Raw genomic sequence first — 15,992 nt, 5'->3', positions numbered from 1 at the left:
ATCATCTTGAGCCCCTGCGTGAAGCCGGCATCGACATCGAAATGCTTGATGCCGCGCAACTGAAGGAGCTCGGCATGAACGCGCTTCTTGCTGTCGGATCGGGCTCGGCGCGCCCGCCGCGGGTCGCTGTCCTGCGCTACCGGGGCAAGGGTGCTCCCGCCCAACCACTCGCTTTCGTCGGCAAGGGCGTCTGCTTCGATTCGGGCGGCCTCTGCATCAAGGGCGGAGCGCAGATGTTCGACATGAAAGCCGACATGGGCGGAGCGGCCGCTGTGGTCGGCCTGCTGATCGCACTCGCCCGGCAAGGCAGCCCGGTACACGTTGTCGGTGTTCTCGGCATTGCGGAGAACATGCCATCCGGCACGGCGCTCAAACCGCGCGACATCATCACGACGGCGTCCGGACAGACAGTGGAAGTGTTCGACACGGATGCGGAGGGACGCCTGCTTCTGGCCGACTGCCTCCACTATGCAGCCACGCGCTTCAACCCTTTAGTGATCGTCGATCTGGCAACGCTGACCTATTCGGTGACGCGTGGGTTGGGGTCGATATTCGCCGGCCTGTTCAGCACCGACGATGCCATCGCGTCACAGATGATCGCGGCCGGAGAAACGGTCGGCGAGCGGTTCTGGCGGCTGCCGCTCGATCGGGCCTACGACGAGGGCCTGCAATCGCCGTTCGCGGACCTGCGGCATCATGCCAAGGATATGGAAGATGGCGATGCTCCCTATGCCGCAGCCTTCCTGCGCCATTTCACGGAAGATCGCCCCTGGGTGCATCTCGACATCGCCAGCAAGGAACTGACCGACACCGATCGGCCGCTCGGCAGGCAAGGTGCCACGGCATTTGGCGTGCAGATGCTGGAAGAGTGGGTGCAGGTCACCCGTAACATGAGTTAGGCGCCTGCCGCCGCGGACGATAAAAGTACCTTCAATCGCACTGGGAATTGGGATGTCATCTGAGATCATCGGCATGGAAGGACGGGCCGCTTTTGGCGCCTACGAGACCTGGTATCGGGTCAGTGGCGAACTCGGCGGCGAAAAGGCGCCTGTGGTGATCCTGCATGGCGGCCCGGGCGTCGCTCACAACTATGTCGATGCCTACAAGCTTCTTGCGCGAAGGGATCGCGCCGTCATCCACTACGACCAGTTGGGCTGCGGCAATTCCACCTTGCTGCCTGAGAAAGGCGCCGATTTCTGGACACCTGGGCTGTTCATCGACGAGCTTGAAAACCTCGTCGACCACCTCGGCATTCGGACAGGCTTCCACGTGCTCGGCCAGAGCTGGGGCGGTATGCTGGGCGCCGAATATGCCGTGACGCGGCCGCAAGGCCTGAAATCGCTGACCATAGCCAACTCACCGGCGTCCATGAAACTGTGGGTCGAAGAGGCCAACCGGTTGCGTGCGGATCTGCCCGCGGATGTGCAGGAGACCCTGACCCGACACGAACAGGCCGGCACGACGGACGATGCGGCTTACCAGGCTGCGACGATGGTGTTCTACGAGCGGCATGTCTGCCGGGTCGTGCCTTTCCCGCCCGAAGTCACGGAAAGTTTCGCCCAGGTCGTGCGCAATCCGACCGTCTATAATCTGATGAATGGGCCAAACGAGTTCCATGTCATCGGAACGCTGAGGAACTGGAGCATCGTCGAGCGCCTGCCGGCCATCGATGTTCCCACACTGATCATCTCCGGACGTCACGACGAGGCCACGCCCGCGACCGTGCAGCCCTACAAGGACGGCATCAAGGGGTCTCGCTGGGAGATATTCGAGCATTCCAGCCACATGCCGCATGTCGAAGAGCAAGATGCGTGCATGCGGGTGGTGGGAGACTTCCTGGACCACAACGATAACTGAAAAAAGGGGAATCAAGACATGAAGAAACTGCTTCTGGCGGCAACAGCCGCGGCATTGCTGGCCGGTACATGGCTGGCCCCGGCACAGGCCGAATATCTCAAGGAGCACCGAGGCGGCACCATCCGCCTGCTGGCCCGCTCCGCGGCCGGAACGCTCGATCCGCACATCAATTACACGGACCAGGGCTGGCAGATGTACCAGCCGATCTATGACGGCCTGGTGGCCTTCCGCAAGGCCGAGGGCATGGACGGTTTCACCATCGTCCCCGATCTGGCCGAGGCCCTGCCGCAGGTCAGCAATGACGGCAAGACCTTCACCTTCAAGCTGCGCAAGGGCATCAAGTTCTCCAGCGGCCAGGATCTTGGCGTGAAGGACGTCGTCGCTTCTTTCCAGCGCATCTTCAAGGTTTCCGGACCCACCTCCGGCACGTTCTATGCCGGCATCGTCGGGGCGGACAAATGCCTGGCCGACACCAAGAGCTGCACGCTGGAAGGCGGCGTTGTCGGCGACGAAGCGGCCGGCACCATCACCATCAACATCACCAAGCCGGATGCCGAGCTGCTCTACAAGCTTGCCTTGCCGCATGCCGTGGTCCTGCCGGCGGACACGCCCGCTGAAGACATGGGTTCCAAGCCCATTCCCAGCACCGGCGCGTACATGATCTCCGCCTTCGACCCGAACAAGGGCATGACGGTTTCCCGCAACCCCAATTTCAAGCAGTGGAGCGAAGAAGCCCAGCCGGACGGCTATCCGGATGTCGTCCAATATGATTTCGGCCTGTCCGAAGAGGCAGCCGTCACCGCGATCCAGAACGGCGAAGCGGACTGGATGTTCGACGCTCTGCCGAGCGACCGCCTGGGCGAACTGGGCAGCAAGTCCATGGACCAGCTGCACATCTCGCCGCTTTCGGCTTGGTGGTACGCGCCGCTGAACAACCGTCTCGCACCCTTCGACAACGAAAAAGCCCGCCAGGCCGTTGCCTATGCGATCGATCGCAACACGCTGGTCAAGCTGTTCGGCGGCAAGGTGCTGGCCTCGCCGGTCTGCCAGGTCCTGCCTCCGGACTTCCCCGGGCATGAAGACTATTGTCCCTTCACCAAGAACCCGGGCGCCAAATGGTCGGCTCCTGATCTCGACAAGGCAAAGCAGCTCGTTGAGGACTCCGGCACCAAGGGCCAGAAGGTGACGATCATCGTCGAGGACACCGCCATTTCGCGCTCCATCGGCGTCTATCTGCAGAGCGTGCTGACCAGCATCGGCTATGTCGCCGACGTCAAGCCGATCTCGTCGAACATCCAGTTCACCTACATCCAGAACACCAACAACAAGGTGCAGATGTCCGTCACCCAGTGGTACAAGGACTATCCGGCGGCTTCGGACTTCCTGAACATCCTGTTCAGCTGCGCCTCCTTCCGCGAAGGTTCGGACGCCTCGATCAACATCGCCGGCTTCTGCGACAAGGAAATCGACGCCAAGATGCAAAAGGCATTGGACCTCGGCGTCACCGATCAGAAAGCCGCCGATAAAATGTGGGCTGAAATCGACAGGCAAGTCACCGACAAGGCACCTGCGGTCGGCCTCTTTACGCCGAAGCGGCTAGACTTCGTCAGCAAACGTCTTGGCAATTTCAAGTTCAACAGGCAGTTCAACTGGATGATCACCCAATCCTGGGTACAATAATGGCCTGGGTGCAGTAACGAACCGCGGAGGGGCACGTCCGTGTCGAACGTAGCTGTCGCCGCGCCGCGCAAGACGCGAGGGCCCTGGGCCGTCGCGTTTGCGAAGCTGGCAAGGGACAGGGCCGCCATGGCGTCGCTGGCCGTGTTCCTCCTCATCGTCCTTGCCTGCCTCAGTGCGCCTCTTTATGCGAAATGGGCAGGCGTGGACCCCTTCGCCTCGACGCTCGACGCCGTCATCCAGATCGACGGTGCCGACGTTCCGGTGATGGAACAATCGACGGAGGGGCTCGGGCTTGGCTACACACCGCTCGGCCCGACCTGGCGGCTGGGCAATTATTTCCTCGGCGCCGACAGCCAGGGGCGCGATGTCATGGCCAGGATGCTCTATGGCGGGCTGAGCTCGTTGCTGATCTCCGGAGCAGCAACCATCTTCACCCTGATCCTGGGCACGGCGGCGGGATTGATCGCCGGCTATTTCGGCGGCGTCACCGACACGGTGCTGTCGCGCTTCCTCGACATACTGTGGGCGTTCCCCATTTATCTGCTGGCGATTTCGCTCTCCATCGTCACCATCGCGCATGGCATCACGATAGGACCGATCCAGATCGAGTCCGGCAGTCTGTGGCTGCCTGTCATCATCATCGGTATCGTCTACGTGCCCTATGTGGCTCGTCCGATACGCGGGCAGGTTCTGGCACTGCGCAAAAGCGAATTCGTGCTCGCCGCGATCAATCTGGGCGTGCCGGGGTGGCGCATCCTGTGGCGCGACATCCTGCCCAACGTCACCACGACGCTGATCGTCTTCGTGCCGCTGATGATGGCGCTGAACATGCTTACGGAATCAGCCCTTTCCTTCCTTTCGATCGGCGTGCAGCCGCCGGCCGCGAGCTGGGGCACCATCATCCAGGACGGACAGGCGCTGCTCTACACCAGGCCACTGGTGGCGCTGGTGCCGGGCCTGGCGATCGCGGTTTCCGTCATGGCGCTCAATGTCTTCGGCGACGGTCTGCGCGACGCGCTCGACCCGCGCTCCAAGGTTCGGCTGGGGCGCGACTGATGATCTACGCAATCCTGCGCCGGTTCGGCCAGATGCTGTTCGTGATGTTCGGCATCTCGGTCATCGTCTTCCTGATTTTCTTCGCAACGCCGGGCTCCGATCCGGCGGCGCGCATCGCCGGCCGCAATGCATCGCCCGAAGTGCTGGAGGCGGTACGCCACAGCTTCGGCTTCGACCGGCCGCTCTACGTGCAATATGTGACGATGATGGAGAAGATCTTCGTCACCGGCGATCTGACCTCCTTCGTCAATCGTGGCTGGAAGGTGGTGCCGGCGGTCATGGATTCGATCCCGGTCACGCTCTCGCTGGTGTTCGGAGCGGCGATCCTGTGGGTGGTCGTCTCCATCATCATCGGCATCGCCGCCGCCGCCACGCGCGGCAGCTGGCTGGATAAGCTGCTGATGGCGCTAGGGCTGCTCGGTATTTCGATGCCGGTGTACTGGCTGGGCGAGGTGATGAACCTGATCACCCAGAGCCGCTACCACGACAGCTGGGCGTTCTCCTGGGTGCCGCCGCTCGGCTACAAGAACTTCTCCGACGATCCAAAGGGCTGGTTCCTGACCCTGGTCATTCCGTGGATCACGCTGTCCATTCTCTACATCGGCATTTATGGGCGCGTGCTGCGCGCGGCGATCATCGAATCCCTGCAGGAGGACTATATCCGTACGGCCCGGGCCAAGGGCCTGTCGGAGACCCGCATCCTGCTGCGCCATGCCTTGCGCACGTCGCTCATCGCCTTCGTCACCTTGTTCGGCCTGGATTTCGGTGCGCTGGTCGGAGGCTCGGCCCTGCTGACGGAGGTGGTGTTCGGGCTGCACGGCATCGGCAAGCTCACTTATGACGCGCTGCAGAATCTCGATCTGCCGATGATCATGGCAACGGTGATGTACGCTTCGATGTTCGTGGTTGTTGCCAATGCGGTGGTCGATTTCGTCTACATCCTTCTCGATCCGCGCCTGAGGACATCATGATACTGTCGGTGCGCGACCTCAAAGTATCCTTCCGCACAAATGATGGCCTGGTGCGGGCCATCGATGGCGTTTCCTTCGACCTCGAGGAGAGCGAGATCCTCGGCGTCGTCGGTGAGTCCGGTTCCGGCAAGACCGTGTCGCTGCTGGCCGTCATGGGTCTGATCACCGATCCCAACGCCACCATCGAAGGCTCGATCCGTTACAAGGGCCGCGAACTGGTGGGACTGCCCGCGCGCGAACTGAGGCGGCTGCGCGGCAACGAGATCGCGATGATCTTCCAGGATCCGATGACCGCGTTGACGCCTGTCTACACGATCGGCTGGCAGATCGCCGAACAGATCCGCGCGCATCGCAACATCAGCAAGTCCAAGGCGATGGAGCGCGTGGAGGAATTGCTGGCCGAGGTGAATTTTCCGAACCCGCACGAGGCGATGTCGCGCTACCCGCACCAACTGTCCGGCGGCATGCGTCAACGGGCGGTGATCGCAATGGCTTTGTCCTGCAATCCGGCGTTGCTGGTGGCTGACGAACCGACCACGGCGCTCGACGTCACCGTACAGGCCGGCATTCTCGATCTGGTGCGCAAGCTGCGCGCGACGCACAAGTCGGCGGTGGTCTTCATCACGCATGACATGGGCGTGGTCTCCGAACTCGCCGACCGGGTCATGGTCATGTATGCCGGCCGCGTGGTGGAGCGCGGCAGTCGCGCGGAGCTGTTTTCCGATCCGCGACACCCCTATACGCGCGCGCTGCTCGGTTCGATCCCGCCGCTGACCGGCGAAAAACCACGCCGCCTGCCGGCCATTCCCGGTTCGCCGCCGTCATTGCTGCGATTGCCGCAGGGCTGTGCGTTCGGTCCGCGGTGCCCGGTTCACTATGAGCCCTGCGAGGCCGGCAAACCCGACCTCGGGAGCGGCACTCATGCCGCGGCGTGCTTCAGGGTGGCACAGGCATGAGCGGATCGATGACCGACAAGAACCGCCCCATTATCGAGACGCGTTCGCTGGGCAAGCGCTTTTCCATCGGCAGCCGTTTTTCCGCCGAAGGCAAGCGAACCGTTCATGCGGTCGACAATGTTTCCCTGACCGTGTGGCGCGGCGAGACGGTCGGCCTGGTCGGCGAATCCGGATGCGGCAAGTCCACGCTGGCGCGCTGCCTGGTGAGGCTCTACGACATATCGGACGGCGAGCTTCTGTTCGAAGGCAACGATATCACCTCGAAGTCGCTGTCCGAACTCAGGCCGCTCCGGCGCCGCTTGCAAATGGTTTTCCAGGATCCGTCGGCATCGCTCAATCCGCGCCGGCGCGTCGGCGACCTGGTGGCCGAGCCGCTGCGCATCCATGGCAGGCTCTCGTCGAGCGAGATCACCAGACGCGTGGCGGAACTGTTCGACCTTGTCGGCCTGCTGCCGGATCACGTCATGCGGTTTCCGCACGAATTTTCCGGCGGGCAACGCCAGCGCGTCGGCATCGCGCGGGCTATTGCATTGAACCCGGACCTCGTGGTCCTCGACGAACCCGTCTCCGCGCTCGACGTGTCGGTGCAGGCGCAAATCGTCAACCTGCTTGCCGATCTGCAGGAGAAGCTCAATCTCACTTACATCTTCATCGCCCACGACCTGTCGGTGGTACGTCAGGTTTCAACCCGCATAGCGGTCATGTATCTCGGCTCGATCGTCGAAGAAGGGCCGGCGGAAGAAGTGTTTGCAGCACCGGCCCATCCCTATAGCCAGGCGCTGATCTCGGCGGTTCCTATCGTGGAGACGACGCCCAGCGGGACGCGCAAGCGCATCATCCTCACCGGCGACGTACCGAGCCCTCTGAACCCTCCAACCGGCTGCCGTTTCCATCCCCGATGCCCGATCGCGGCGGAGCGCTGCCGTTCGGAGCGGCCGCAGTTGCGGGAATACCGACCCGGTCGCAAAGTCGCCTGCCACTTTCCGACGATGTAGGCGACACTCACCACCGCACAGGTGATCGCCTTCGCCTGACAGATTTCTCAAAAAATTCCATTTTTTGGCTGGAACCAACCGGCTGTTGGTGCGTTTGGTGGGGTTCGATCGAGCGCATTGCGGTCGACCGGGAGGAAACGATGGATCAATTGCATTTCTTTTCGCCCGTGCGGATTTCGCGCGGGCAAGGACACCCTGCGGAAGAAATCGATAGTGTTGCCGAAGCCATGATGTTCTTGCGGAAATGGCCAACGGGACGGCGCGGTCCGGTTTATCAGTGCGCGCTGAACTGTTGCTCGGCCGCTTTGTCGGGCCAGATGTCGGCCGAGGAAGCAAGGAAAGCGTTCACCGGCTTTGCCCGCATCACGCGCCTTCTCGACGATGACATGGCTTTGCCGGTAGGCGGCGAAGGCAAGGCAAGCGTGCACGCATTGCGGCGATAGGCTGTTGTCCTGACGGTCCTACAAGGTCTCGCGCTGCAGCGGCGCGGGGATCTCGTTGTGCAATGCGCTCCGGGATGGGGCCTCGAAAGTTCGTCCTACATGGCGCACTTTCACAGCGGACGGTCGTCGTTCATGCTTACTTCAGTCACGAGCTTGCGGCGAAGCGCCATGGTGTAGTCGTCTGGCCCCTTCGGCGTCATGACGAAGGCCTGGGAACCGCCAATGACCGATTTGGCAAAATAGGATGCCAGAGGTTGGTCGGGATTCTCATCCTCCGTCGGGATGGCGATGGCATTGATCGTATATCCCTTGGCTATGGCGTTCGACCTGCTCGGCTGGACGGGAAGCCCGTCGTTGTTCTCGCCATTGGAGGAGATATCGATGACTTTCTTTGCGGCCTTTCCCGGGAACTGGTCGAGCAGGAGACTGCCGATGTCGATAGCCGAGGAGACGGATGTTCCGCCACGCCCTCTGCGGATGAAGCCGGTATCGCCTTTCCTGCTGATCACCGCAGCCGCCGCTTCGGCATCTTCCAGTCCGCAGATGCTTGTCCACGGCAGCACGACGCGCGCGTGTCCGGGGCTCGACCACTCAAAATAGGCAACGCCGATGCAACCAATATAATTCCGGCTGATGGCGGCGATGATCTCTGGCGAGGTGAGTGCCGCGGCATGTCCCTCGCGTTGCATATCGGCGATCTTCGGATCGATGGATGACGAAAAGTCGACCGCGAACACGATGGCGACGTCAACGTTCGCGGCATGGGCCGAGGCCCCCCAAAACAGCGAAGCTGCAAGTATTCCTGTCACTCTCGAGATTGAACCGGCCGGCGTCAGGAGACTGCCCCAGCCTGTCGCCCGCACCAGTTTGCGAAAGGATGGGGGGCCGGCGTCCTGATGATACACACTGCCAAACATGTCATTCTCCATCTCGACATCCGGTCGTTTCAAAAAGCGGGTTCAACATGTGGAAATCTGGCGGGTGGCCTTGGTGCCCACGCCGAAGAGCAGCAGATCGGCCTTGGTCCACAAGAGATAACAGCCGAGCAAGGTCAGTGGCATGGCGAGGGCCGCGAAGGAGCCGCTCCACCAGACCTCAGGCAAAGCGCGGGCGAGGGCCACTGTCGTCGCCAGCATTGCCGGCAACCGGCTGGCGAGCACCGCACTGCGGAACGGATCGGGCCAAGCGGCCGGCCAGATCGGAATTGGCGTGCCGGGCCTGTGGAAGGTGCTGCCGAATTTGCCCAGCGCATGCAGCAGGCCGGAGGTCGCCGCAAGCAATGGATCGCCGAGCAGCAACAGGGCAATGCCGAGCCCGATCGCACCCAGGCCCGACAGGAAGTCGCCTAGACGGTTGAGGGCGGGATCGGGAGCATCCGGCCTTGCCCAGGCCCGGTGATAGGCCTCGCCGCCCCAGAAGAAGACCAGGGTGGTCAAGGTCAGCGCAACAGTGCCATGGCTGCCAGCGAAATATTCGATCACCGCCATGGTGACGCTGCTTCCCTCATGCAAGCCGACCGGCGCGGTGGCAATCTGGATCGCCAGACCGACAATGAGGCCGAGCGCATTGCCGCTGTTGTAGTAGCCACCCGGTCCCTTCATGCGGGCGCGAAGCGCCGATACCAAATGTGCGACCGGAAGAAGGATTGTCCGCGCATCCATCACTGCGCCCCCGCGACAAGTCCGGCCGGGTCTGGAATACGTTTCGCATCACCGGCAAGGGCCATCACATTCCTCCACTGGACCTGAATTGTTGGGATGACGATCGCCCGCCCGATTTGCGGACGCAGTTGCAAAGGCAGGGGCCGCGTCGAAGGATTGAACCGAAGCGGTTCGCAAGGACGTGCGTGCCTGCAGCGCTCGGTTCGACATTGCAACGGACAGGATCGCACCCAGGATGATGCCGGCACCCAAGACGCTCGCGGACGAGCTCCGCTCGCCGAGAAAGATTGCCGCGCCCAGCGCCCCGAAAACGCTTTCTGCGCTGACGATCACGGCGGCGTGGCTGGCCGGCGTAAAGCGGAGGGCAACCGTCTGTATGCCGAAGGCAATCGCAGTGGAGAACACGCCGAGGATGGCCAGTTCCGGGCCGGCTGCGGATGCGGCGGCCAGCGACAGATTGCCTTGCATTGCACCGAGCGGCAGGGCGAAGGCTGCGGCGCCGAAGAACTGTGTCGCGGCAGCGGTGAACGGCCGCGCATGCACCTGCATGTGCCGGCCCAGTTCGACTGCCCAGAGCGCATAGCAGGCAGCCGAGAGGACAGCGGTAAGATCGCCACTGCTGAACCCGGCTATCCCATCCGACAACAGCAGGGCTCCAACAAGGGTCAATCCGGCGGCGATTGTGAGACTCGCTGTCGGACGTTCGCCTACGAGAAACCAGGCGGCCAGCGGTGTCATTACCGTTGCCGTGCTTACCAGGAAGCTCGCATTGGTGACGGAGGCCCCGAGATAGCAAAGCTGCTGGAGCGTGATGGAGATGGCAAACAGCGCGCCCACCTTGGCCAAGCTGGAAAAATAGTCCGGCCCGAGCGGAAGCCGCTTCTCCATGAAGACAAAGGGCAGCACAAGCAGCCCGCCGATCAGGCATCGCAGACCCACAGCACTCAGCGCGTCGAGATGCACAAGCACCATCTTTTGCGAGACATTGCCGAAGCCCCACAAAGCGGCTGCAAACAGCAGCAGCAAATTGGCTCTTGTCCTGGACACGCATCCCCCTCGAACCAAGCCTTTCGTTGACTTGGTCGCCTTAATTTAGCAAAGCCTAAACAGCCTGCCGTTACGGCAGCGCTTGAGCGCGAAGGCCGACTGTTGCGAAGCGTTAGTTTTGAGTTAGGATTTCGTCAGGCTGGGATAGCAAATGCAAAGTGAGGACAGCGGCGCTGCAAATAGAATCTCACTCTTCGGCGGTTTCCGGATTGAAAATGAAACGGCCGGTCCGCTTCGGCTGACCGGGAAACGAGGGCCGGCAATCATCGCCTATCTGGCCCGGTGTCCGGGCATGGCGGCGACGCGGGAGAGGCTGGCTGACCTCCTATGGGGCGACAGCGACGCTGAACATTCGCGCAACAGCCTTCGGCAGGCCCTCAGTGTCCTGCGCCAGGATCTGGCGCGAGAAGGGGTGGATCTCATCCATTCCAGCGGTGAGTTGATCGCCCTGAGGCCAGAGCTGGTTCAAGTCGACGTGGAGAAGTTCGAAACGGGTCTCTCGGCCCGTTCCGCCCAGGACCTCGCGAAGGCTTTGGCGAACTACACCGGGCCCTTCCTCGACGGGCTTTATCTGGGAAGCAATACGTTCGATGACTGGATCACATCGGAACGCGACAGGCTGCTCGGCCGCGCGATTGAGTCCTTCGAAAAACTGGCCCGTCTCGTCGACCCCGATGCCGGGCTGATCCTGGCCGATCGTATTCTGACCATGGAACCGACACGGGAGGAATCCTATCGGCTCAAGATGGAATTGCTGCTCTCATGTGGCCAACGCGACAGGGCAATCAGGACATACGAAGCTTGCAGAAGCATGCTGAAGAAGGAGTTCGGCGTCGAAGCCGGCCCTGAAACGCGGGCGCTTTGGCAATCTCTGTTGCTCGCCGCCGACGACGCTTCAAATGTGCAGTCGACAAATGGTGTTCCGTCCAGCCAGCGCCTTGGGCGTCCGTCCATCAGCGTTGCCGACTTCGTCAATCTGACCGGAAAGCAAGGCGACGACTTTTTCGCCAAGGGCCTTGTCCAGGACATCACGACAGCCCTCTCCGAAGTGGCCGACTATGTCGTGCTCGCCGCGCTTCCGCCCGAGAAGAGCGGCCCAGGCGAAGAAGCCAAGACACCAGGGATACTCCGGGCGCGATATATGCTCAGCGGCAGCGTCCAGAGATCCGGCAATGGGTTGAGGGTGAATGTCCAGCTCGTCGATGCCGCCGGCGGCCACCACGTCTGGGCCCAGAAGTTCGACGGCCACTCCGAGAACGCGCTCGAATTCCAGGACAGGATCGCACAATCTGTTGTTCTTGCCGTGATCCTCGAACTTCAACTGACCAACTGGAAGGTTAGAGACAAAAGCCCGCCAGGGATCCCTGAAGTGCGCAGGCTGGTGAACGAAGCCCTCATGAAATATTTTGAGATGACTCGGGACTCACTTTTGGTCGGGATAGAGCTTGCCGAAAAGGCCTTTTCGATAGGTCCCGACAACGCCCGTGCAAAGCGGACGCTCTCGATCGTAATATCCATGGGCGTGGCGTTTGGTGCGCTGCCTCGGGAGCGTGGGGTGATCGAGCGTGCGGTCGAGCTTGCGGAAGCCGCAGTGCGGGCGGTACCGGACGATGAGATTGCCCGATGTATTCTGTCGTTCGCTCTCGAAAGTTGCGGTCGCATCGACGAGGCGATCGCCGAATGCCGCCACGCGATCAGCCTCAACCCAAGCTACCCAACTGGCCACGGCGATATTTCGATGCTCTTTGCGTTGCGCGGACAGGTCGACGAAGCGGTGCGTGAGGCCAACGAAGCAATCCGGCTCGGAACGCACGATGTCATCGACTTCTGGCGCCACCACGGCCTGGTTGTGGCGCTCTTCGCTGGCGGAGACAACCAGCGGGCGCTCGAAGCCGCCCGCAAAGTGGTCAGGACAAAGCCTGGTTTCGTTCGCGGCGCCCTTTATTGGGCCGCGACCGCATCGGCCACCGGAAACAACGAAGAAGCGTCCCGGGCCATCCACCATTGCCTGTCACAACTTCCGCATCTCAATCTGAGCAACGTCTGCCCTGGCTTTGTGCCGCGCTATGTAAAGGATCATCATCATTCCCGGTTCCTTGAGATGCTGTCGAGGGCTGGCCTTCCCAGTTCCTAGCCACATCGTTGGCGCAGACACCGTCATACGAAGCTGGAGGGTTCCGTCCTCCGCCCAGGCATCGAAAGCAGACGACGCGTTGGCAATTCCGGCCAGGTCGACCTATACGCTACCCTGCGATTGAGGTATTCGACGCCCCACGCCGTCGCGCCGGCCAGTCATCCGCCGATTTGCGGCTTGGGCCTATCATGGCGCGTGATAGAGCCCGTACGACGCGATCCAACCTGTCGAAGTTATGAAGCATGAAAGATTATCAAAGGTTTAGGGTAGCCATAGCGCCCATGATGGATGGGACAGATACATAAACAAAATCAGATAGTTATGGCCGTTTGTGTGCAAAAACTGCACACGGGAATTCTGCTCTCTTCTTTTCCGTTCCACCGATTGAGCCGCCGACAGTCCTTTCGGACGCTCTTCTGCCGACGAGAGTGACCACTCCAATGGAGATGTTCGCCGGAAGATCCGTGAGCCTCATTGTCCGCCGCGGCGTTAATTTGCGATGCGCACACGGATCGACCGCAACTAACGAGGCTGTTGTCGCTCACGTTGAAATTTGCCAATGGCCATTTCTTGGGCGATTCCTGCGTGCGAAGAAGGAACTCTTCTACCATCCCGAAGTTCGGGCTCGCATTAGGAGAGCCGAGATGGCCTGTAATTCAGCTGCCAACGACAATCATCTGTCGAGCAAGGAGCCGGTCAACACGCCGGAAACCTCTCTCTAAGATGCGATTGAAGAAGACAGGGCGCGGCGCCGCTACAAAATGGCACGGCGGGCGATGAAACTTAAGGCGAAACACTAAATGCCGTGGTCCAACGATGATGGTCGTAACGAGCAGGCGACAGCCGCTGCGGCACTTATTGTAGAGACAGAAAGGGCCGAACGCGCTGCCAAAACCGCGCGGTCCTAGCAGCCACTTTCTTGCCTCAGTGCGGCTCATTGACCAAGGGCGGATCGCCCGCCGAGGGGGAGATGCCTACCGCCACCGACCTCTCCATCCGCCTCCGAAACGCCCCGCGCCAGCAACCAAGCGGATGACAAGCAGAAGTACAATGGCGCCGACGGTTGCATTGATGATCAAACTGATCGTTCCGCTTCCGAGATGGACCCCTACGCGGGGCAGCAGCCAGTCCCCTATGAACGCTCCGATGATCCCGATCGCGATGTCCCCGATCAAACCAAAGCCTGCGCCCCGCACGATTTTTCCGGCCAACCACCCGGCAATAAGGCCCACTACCAGTATAACTATTATGCTCTCGTTCGACAGATGCATGGTGATCCTCTAGGTTTCGTTTCCGCAGCGCAATTCGTGTCTGCAACCAGCGACTAGTCCGTAGCCGATCCGCCGTCCCACGAAAGCCAAAGCACTTCGATAGTGCGACGCCGCCGTCGCACGGCGGCGATTAAGCAGTTCGGTCACCATTTGCACCGCTATGACTCGCCGCGGTCTTTCTGTATTCGGGCATGGCAACATCCGTCGTCAATCCGGTCGCATGTGCAGATAGCGCAAAAGCTCACTGAACTTTAATCGTGGGTTGCTGCCCTGCCTGCAGGTCGAATGGGACCGGGTGAGAATCCAGCTTCTCGAAGATGGCATCGTTCTTCGCTCGCCATGCTTCGTCTGCGAGCCACAGATATTCGTGGTCGGGCATCAACGGAACGGCTTTCACATCGGTACTGGAGATGCGTAGATAGTAGCTGTTCCGCTCCTGATTGACCTGCATGTAGCGCAGAGGGACGATGATGCTGTCTTTGCCGGCGATGAAGAACCCGCCTGAGGCAATGACTGCGTAGTCGAATCGGTTCTTGGTTCCTAAGACGATGTTGCGAACTTCGCCAACGATCTTGTCATCCGAACTGCGAACCTCGGCGCCAACCATCTCGTCGACACGCAGACCAGGTTCAAGCTCGTCGAGATTGATGAGAGGTCCTGCTCCTGGAGTGTTGCGTTTGCCCTGAACTTCACCACCTTGAGCCTGCTGCGGTTCTTCGGCGGCGACCTGCTCATCAGCAAGGTCCTCGTCGTTCCCCCCAAGCTTCGCCATTGATGGCGCGGCAATCAGTTGTCGAATATTGGCGAGCAAGCGCTCGCAATCGTCCTGTAGCCCGTATGACCACAGCAGGAACGCGGCATTTCTGAGGGTTCGCAGATCACGAACAAGATAGCGATTTTCCGGATTACGCAATTCCGGGCTCTTGAGAACAGCCTCTTCGAGCTTGGCATCGGAAATGTTACACACGGCGAAAGCCGGCTGGACGCAAAGCCCAATCAACAACGCCACCGGCGCCGCGATCCAAACCAATCTCATTGAAAATCCCCTCGGCGGCCATTCCTTCGAAAGGCGTGCGTGCCTCAAACACGCGCCAGTCATGACCGCTGAACTAGCCCACCTCAACACTCCATACGACTTTGGTTCCAACTTACGACGGTTGATGACCGGAAAATTGCTGCTGAAGTTGTCATGAGGTGCAGGCGAGATCGCCAACGAGTATGGGTTGAGGGTCGCCGAGGGGGCTATTGACGACATAGCGTGTCAAAGCAAATTCGGGTTCGACAGCCAGTGTCGAAAAGCGACTGACACACCGCTTGGTCCCATCTCGGATTAAGTCGCCCCCTGTGCATTTAGCCATATCACCGATCGTGGTCCCAGCACGTGCCTCGGGGGGACACGCGCGTTTTAGAGGGCTGGGTTATTGTGGAGAACTATGGTATTCAGGGTTGCCCTCCCAACGTAAAGGGCCCGCGACGATCCAGCGGTCCAGCCTCCGCGGCTGTAGCGTCCCGAAATAGCACGTCCTATCTTTCAGCTCTTAAACATCGCGCTTCATGCCCCGCGTCCAGGGTATGCCTGCAGCGAAGAAGGTACCCCATGGACGAAACACACACCAACGCGCGCGAACAATTTTTTGCGGCTATACGTATCCTTGCGTCGTCGCCGGACAGCATCCAAACCCGATTGATCGGCGCTACACCGAGCATTCTTCAGGTCACAATCGATGAATTCGAGGGCGCGCGTGAGCTCAAGGTGAGATTTGCCCGAATTCTAGACCTCTTGGCTGTCGATAAGGACGATCTCGAAACCGCTGCCGTCGAAACCGCCGCGTACATGACGGATTTCGAAGCGACCAAGGTTGCGGATCTGATCTGCGACTTCTTCTCGGATCTGGAATAGAGCTGAGCGGAACGTTCGCCT

The 15,992-nt window shown here is 60.8% G+C and carries 14 protein-coding genes and 1 pseudogene; 10 read left to right on the top strand and 5 right to left on the bottom strand.

Annotated features, from left to right (window positions below):
* The 8 genes and pseudogenes from EN949_RS09485 to EN949_RS36460 form a co-directional block, all read left to right on the top strand.
* Positions 1–899 (top strand): annotated as a pseudogene (locus EN949_RS09485) (peptidase M17); the annotation flags it as partial.
* A 52-nt stretch (positions 900–951) separates the two neighbouring features.
* Positions 952–1,857, top strand: coding sequence for a proline iminopeptidase-family hydrolase (locus EN949_RS09480; protein ID WP_027161573.1), 906 nt, complete (start codon positions 952–954; stop codon positions 1,855–1,857).
* An 18-nt stretch (positions 1,858–1,875) separates the two neighbouring features.
* Positions 1,876–3,537: an ABC transporter substrate-binding protein gene (locus EN949_RS09475; protein WP_024503325.1), complete on the top strand. Its 1,662-nt coding sequence runs from the start codon at positions 1,876–1,878 to the stop codon at positions 3,535–3,537.
* A gap of 39 nt (positions 3,538–3,576) precedes the next feature.
* Complete coding sequence (locus tag EN949_RS09470) at positions 3,577–4,593, top strand: ABC transporter permease (protein ID WP_063167981.1); 1,017 nt, start codon at positions 3,577–3,579, stop codon at positions 4,591–4,593.
* Positions 4,593–5,564: an ABC transporter permease gene (locus EN949_RS09465; protein WP_013531725.1), complete on the top strand. Its 972-nt coding sequence runs from the start codon at positions 4,593–4,595 to the stop codon at positions 5,562–5,564. The genes EN949_RS09470 and EN949_RS09465 overlap by 1 nt, the downstream gene beginning before the upstream one ends.
* The gene (locus EN949_RS09460) at positions 5,561–6,520 is read left to right on the top strand and encodes an ABC transporter ATP-binding protein (RefSeq protein ID WP_024503324.1); all 960 of its coding nucleotides are present in this window, start codon (positions 5,561–5,563) and stop codon (positions 6,518–6,520) included. The genes EN949_RS09465 and EN949_RS09460 overlap by 4 nt, the downstream gene beginning before the upstream one ends.
* An 8-nt stretch (positions 6,521–6,528) precedes the next feature.
* Positions 6,529–7,515: a dipeptide ABC transporter ATP-binding protein gene (locus EN949_RS09455; protein ID WP_013531723.1), complete on the top strand. Its 987-nt coding sequence runs from the start codon at positions 6,529–6,531 to the stop codon at positions 7,513–7,515.
* Entirely contained in the window at positions 7,419–7,958 is a 540-nt protein-coding gene (locus tag EN949_RS36460; protein ID WP_224619186.1) for a DUF982 domain-containing protein, read from the top strand. The genes EN949_RS09455 and EN949_RS36460 overlap by 97 nt, the downstream gene beginning before the upstream one ends.
* Before the next feature lie 110 nt (positions 7,959–8,068).
* On the opposite strand, the gene EN949_RS09445 is transcribed toward EN949_RS36460, so the two are convergent.
* From EN949_RS09445 to EN949_RS09435, 3 genes are read right to left on the bottom strand one after another with little or no spacing between them, the layout of a single operon-like run.
* Positions 8,069–8,875 (bottom strand): DUF1194 domain-containing protein, encoded by an 807-nt coding sequence (locus EN949_RS09445; protein WP_063170236.1) that lies wholly within the window; start codon positions 8,873–8,875, stop codon positions 8,069–8,071.
* Between the two features lie 42 nt (positions 8,876–8,917).
* A complete protein-coding gene (locus EN949_RS09440) occupies positions 8,918–9,619 on the bottom strand; it encodes a hypothetical protein (RefSeq protein ID WP_127224125.1) in 702 nt (233 codons plus the stop codon).
* A gap of 48 nt (positions 9,620–9,667) precedes the next feature.
* On the bottom strand, positions 9,668–10,666 hold the full coding sequence (locus tag EN949_RS09435) for a DMT family transporter (RefSeq protein WP_063167983.1): 999 nt from the start codon (positions 10,664–10,666) through the stop codon (positions 9,668–9,670).
* A 151-nt stretch (positions 10,667–10,817) separates the two neighbouring features.
* On the opposite strand from EN949_RS09435, the gene EN949_RS09430 reads away from it, so the two are divergent.
* The gene (locus EN949_RS09430; protein WP_063172126.1) at positions 10,818–12,800 is read left to right on the top strand and encodes a BTAD domain-containing putative transcriptional regulator; all 1,983 of its coding nucleotides are present in this window, start codon (positions 10,818–10,820) and stop codon (positions 12,798–12,800) included.
* 974 nt (positions 12,801–13,774) lie between these two features.
* On the opposite strand, the gene EN949_RS09425 is transcribed toward EN949_RS09430, so the two are convergent.
* Positions 13,775–14,071 (bottom strand): GlsB/YeaQ/YmgE family stress response membrane protein, encoded by a 297-nt coding sequence (locus tag EN949_RS09425; protein WP_127365561.1) that lies wholly within the window; start codon positions 14,069–14,071, stop codon positions 13,775–13,777.
* Positions 14,072–14,312: 241 nt separating this feature from the next.
* Positions 14,313–15,107, bottom strand: coding sequence for a PRC-barrel domain-containing protein (locus EN949_RS09420; RefSeq protein ID WP_206523552.1), 795 nt, complete (start codon positions 15,105–15,107; stop codon positions 14,313–14,315).
* A 561-nt stretch (positions 15,108–15,668) separates the two neighbouring features.
* Here EN949_RS09420 and EN949_RS09415 point away from each other — a divergent pair.
* On the top strand, positions 15,669–15,971 hold the full coding sequence (locus tag EN949_RS09415) for a hypothetical protein (protein WP_127365563.1): 303 nt from the start codon (positions 15,669–15,671) through the stop codon (positions 15,969–15,971).
* The last annotated feature ends 21 nt before the right edge of the window (positions 15,972–15,992 follow it).

Origin of the sequence: Mesorhizobium sp. M7A.F.Ca.US.007.01.2.1, from assembly GCF_003998165.1 — a bacterium.
Classification (GTDB): domain Bacteria; phylum Pseudomonadota; class Alphaproteobacteria; order Rhizobiales; family Rhizobiaceae; genus Mesorhizobium; species Mesorhizobium ciceri.
Note: the sequence above shows the minus strand (reverse complement) of the source record. Positions and strands in the feature narration are given on the sequence as shown.

Excerpts from the sequence above, each read along its gene's own strand:
- EN949_RS09480 (WP_027161573.1), top strand. The coding sequence starts at position 952 with ATGTCATCTGAGATCATCGGCATGGAAGGACGGGCCGCTTTTGGCGCC.
- EN949_RS09475 (WP_024503325.1), top strand. The coding sequence starts at position 1,876 with ATGAAGAAACTGCTTCTGGCGGCAACAGCCGCGGCATTGCTGGCCGGT.
- EN949_RS09465 (WP_013531725.1), top strand. The coding sequence starts at position 4,593 with ATGATCTACGCAATCCTGCGCCGGTTCGGCCAGATGCTGTTCGTGATG.
- EN949_RS09460 (WP_024503324.1), top strand. The coding sequence starts at position 5,561 with ATGATACTGTCGGTGCGCGACCTCAAAGTATCCTTCCGCACAAATGAT.
- EN949_RS09455 (WP_013531723.1), top strand. The coding sequence starts at position 6,529 with ATGACCGACAAGAACCGCCCCATTATCGAGACGCGTTCGCTGGGCAAG.
- EN949_RS36460 (WP_224619186.1), top strand. The coding sequence starts at position 7,419 with ATGCCCGATCGCGGCGGAGCGCTGCCGTTCGGAGCGGCCGCAGTTGCG.
- EN949_RS09445 (WP_063170236.1), bottom strand. The coding sequence starts at position 8,875 with ATGTTTGGCAGTGTGTATCATCAGGACGCCGGCCCCCCATCCTTTCGC.
- EN949_RS09440 (WP_127224125.1), bottom strand. The coding sequence starts at position 9,619 with ATGGATGCGCGGACAATCCTTCTTCCGGTCGCACATTTGGTATCGGCG.
- EN949_RS09430 (WP_063172126.1), top strand. The coding sequence starts at position 10,818 with ATGCAAAGTGAGGACAGCGGCGCTGCAAATAGAATCTCACTCTTCGGC.
- EN949_RS09425 (WP_127365561.1), bottom strand. The coding sequence starts at position 14,071 with ATGCATCTGTCGAACGAGAGCATAATAGTTATACTGGTAGTGGGCCTT.
- EN949_RS09420 (WP_206523552.1), bottom strand. The coding sequence starts at position 15,107 with ATGAGATTGGTTTGGATCGCGGCGCCGGTGGCGTTGTTGATTGGGCTT.
- EN949_RS09415 (WP_127365563.1), top strand. The coding sequence starts at position 15,669 with ATGGACGAAACACACACCAACGCGCGCGAACAATTTTTTGCGGCTATA.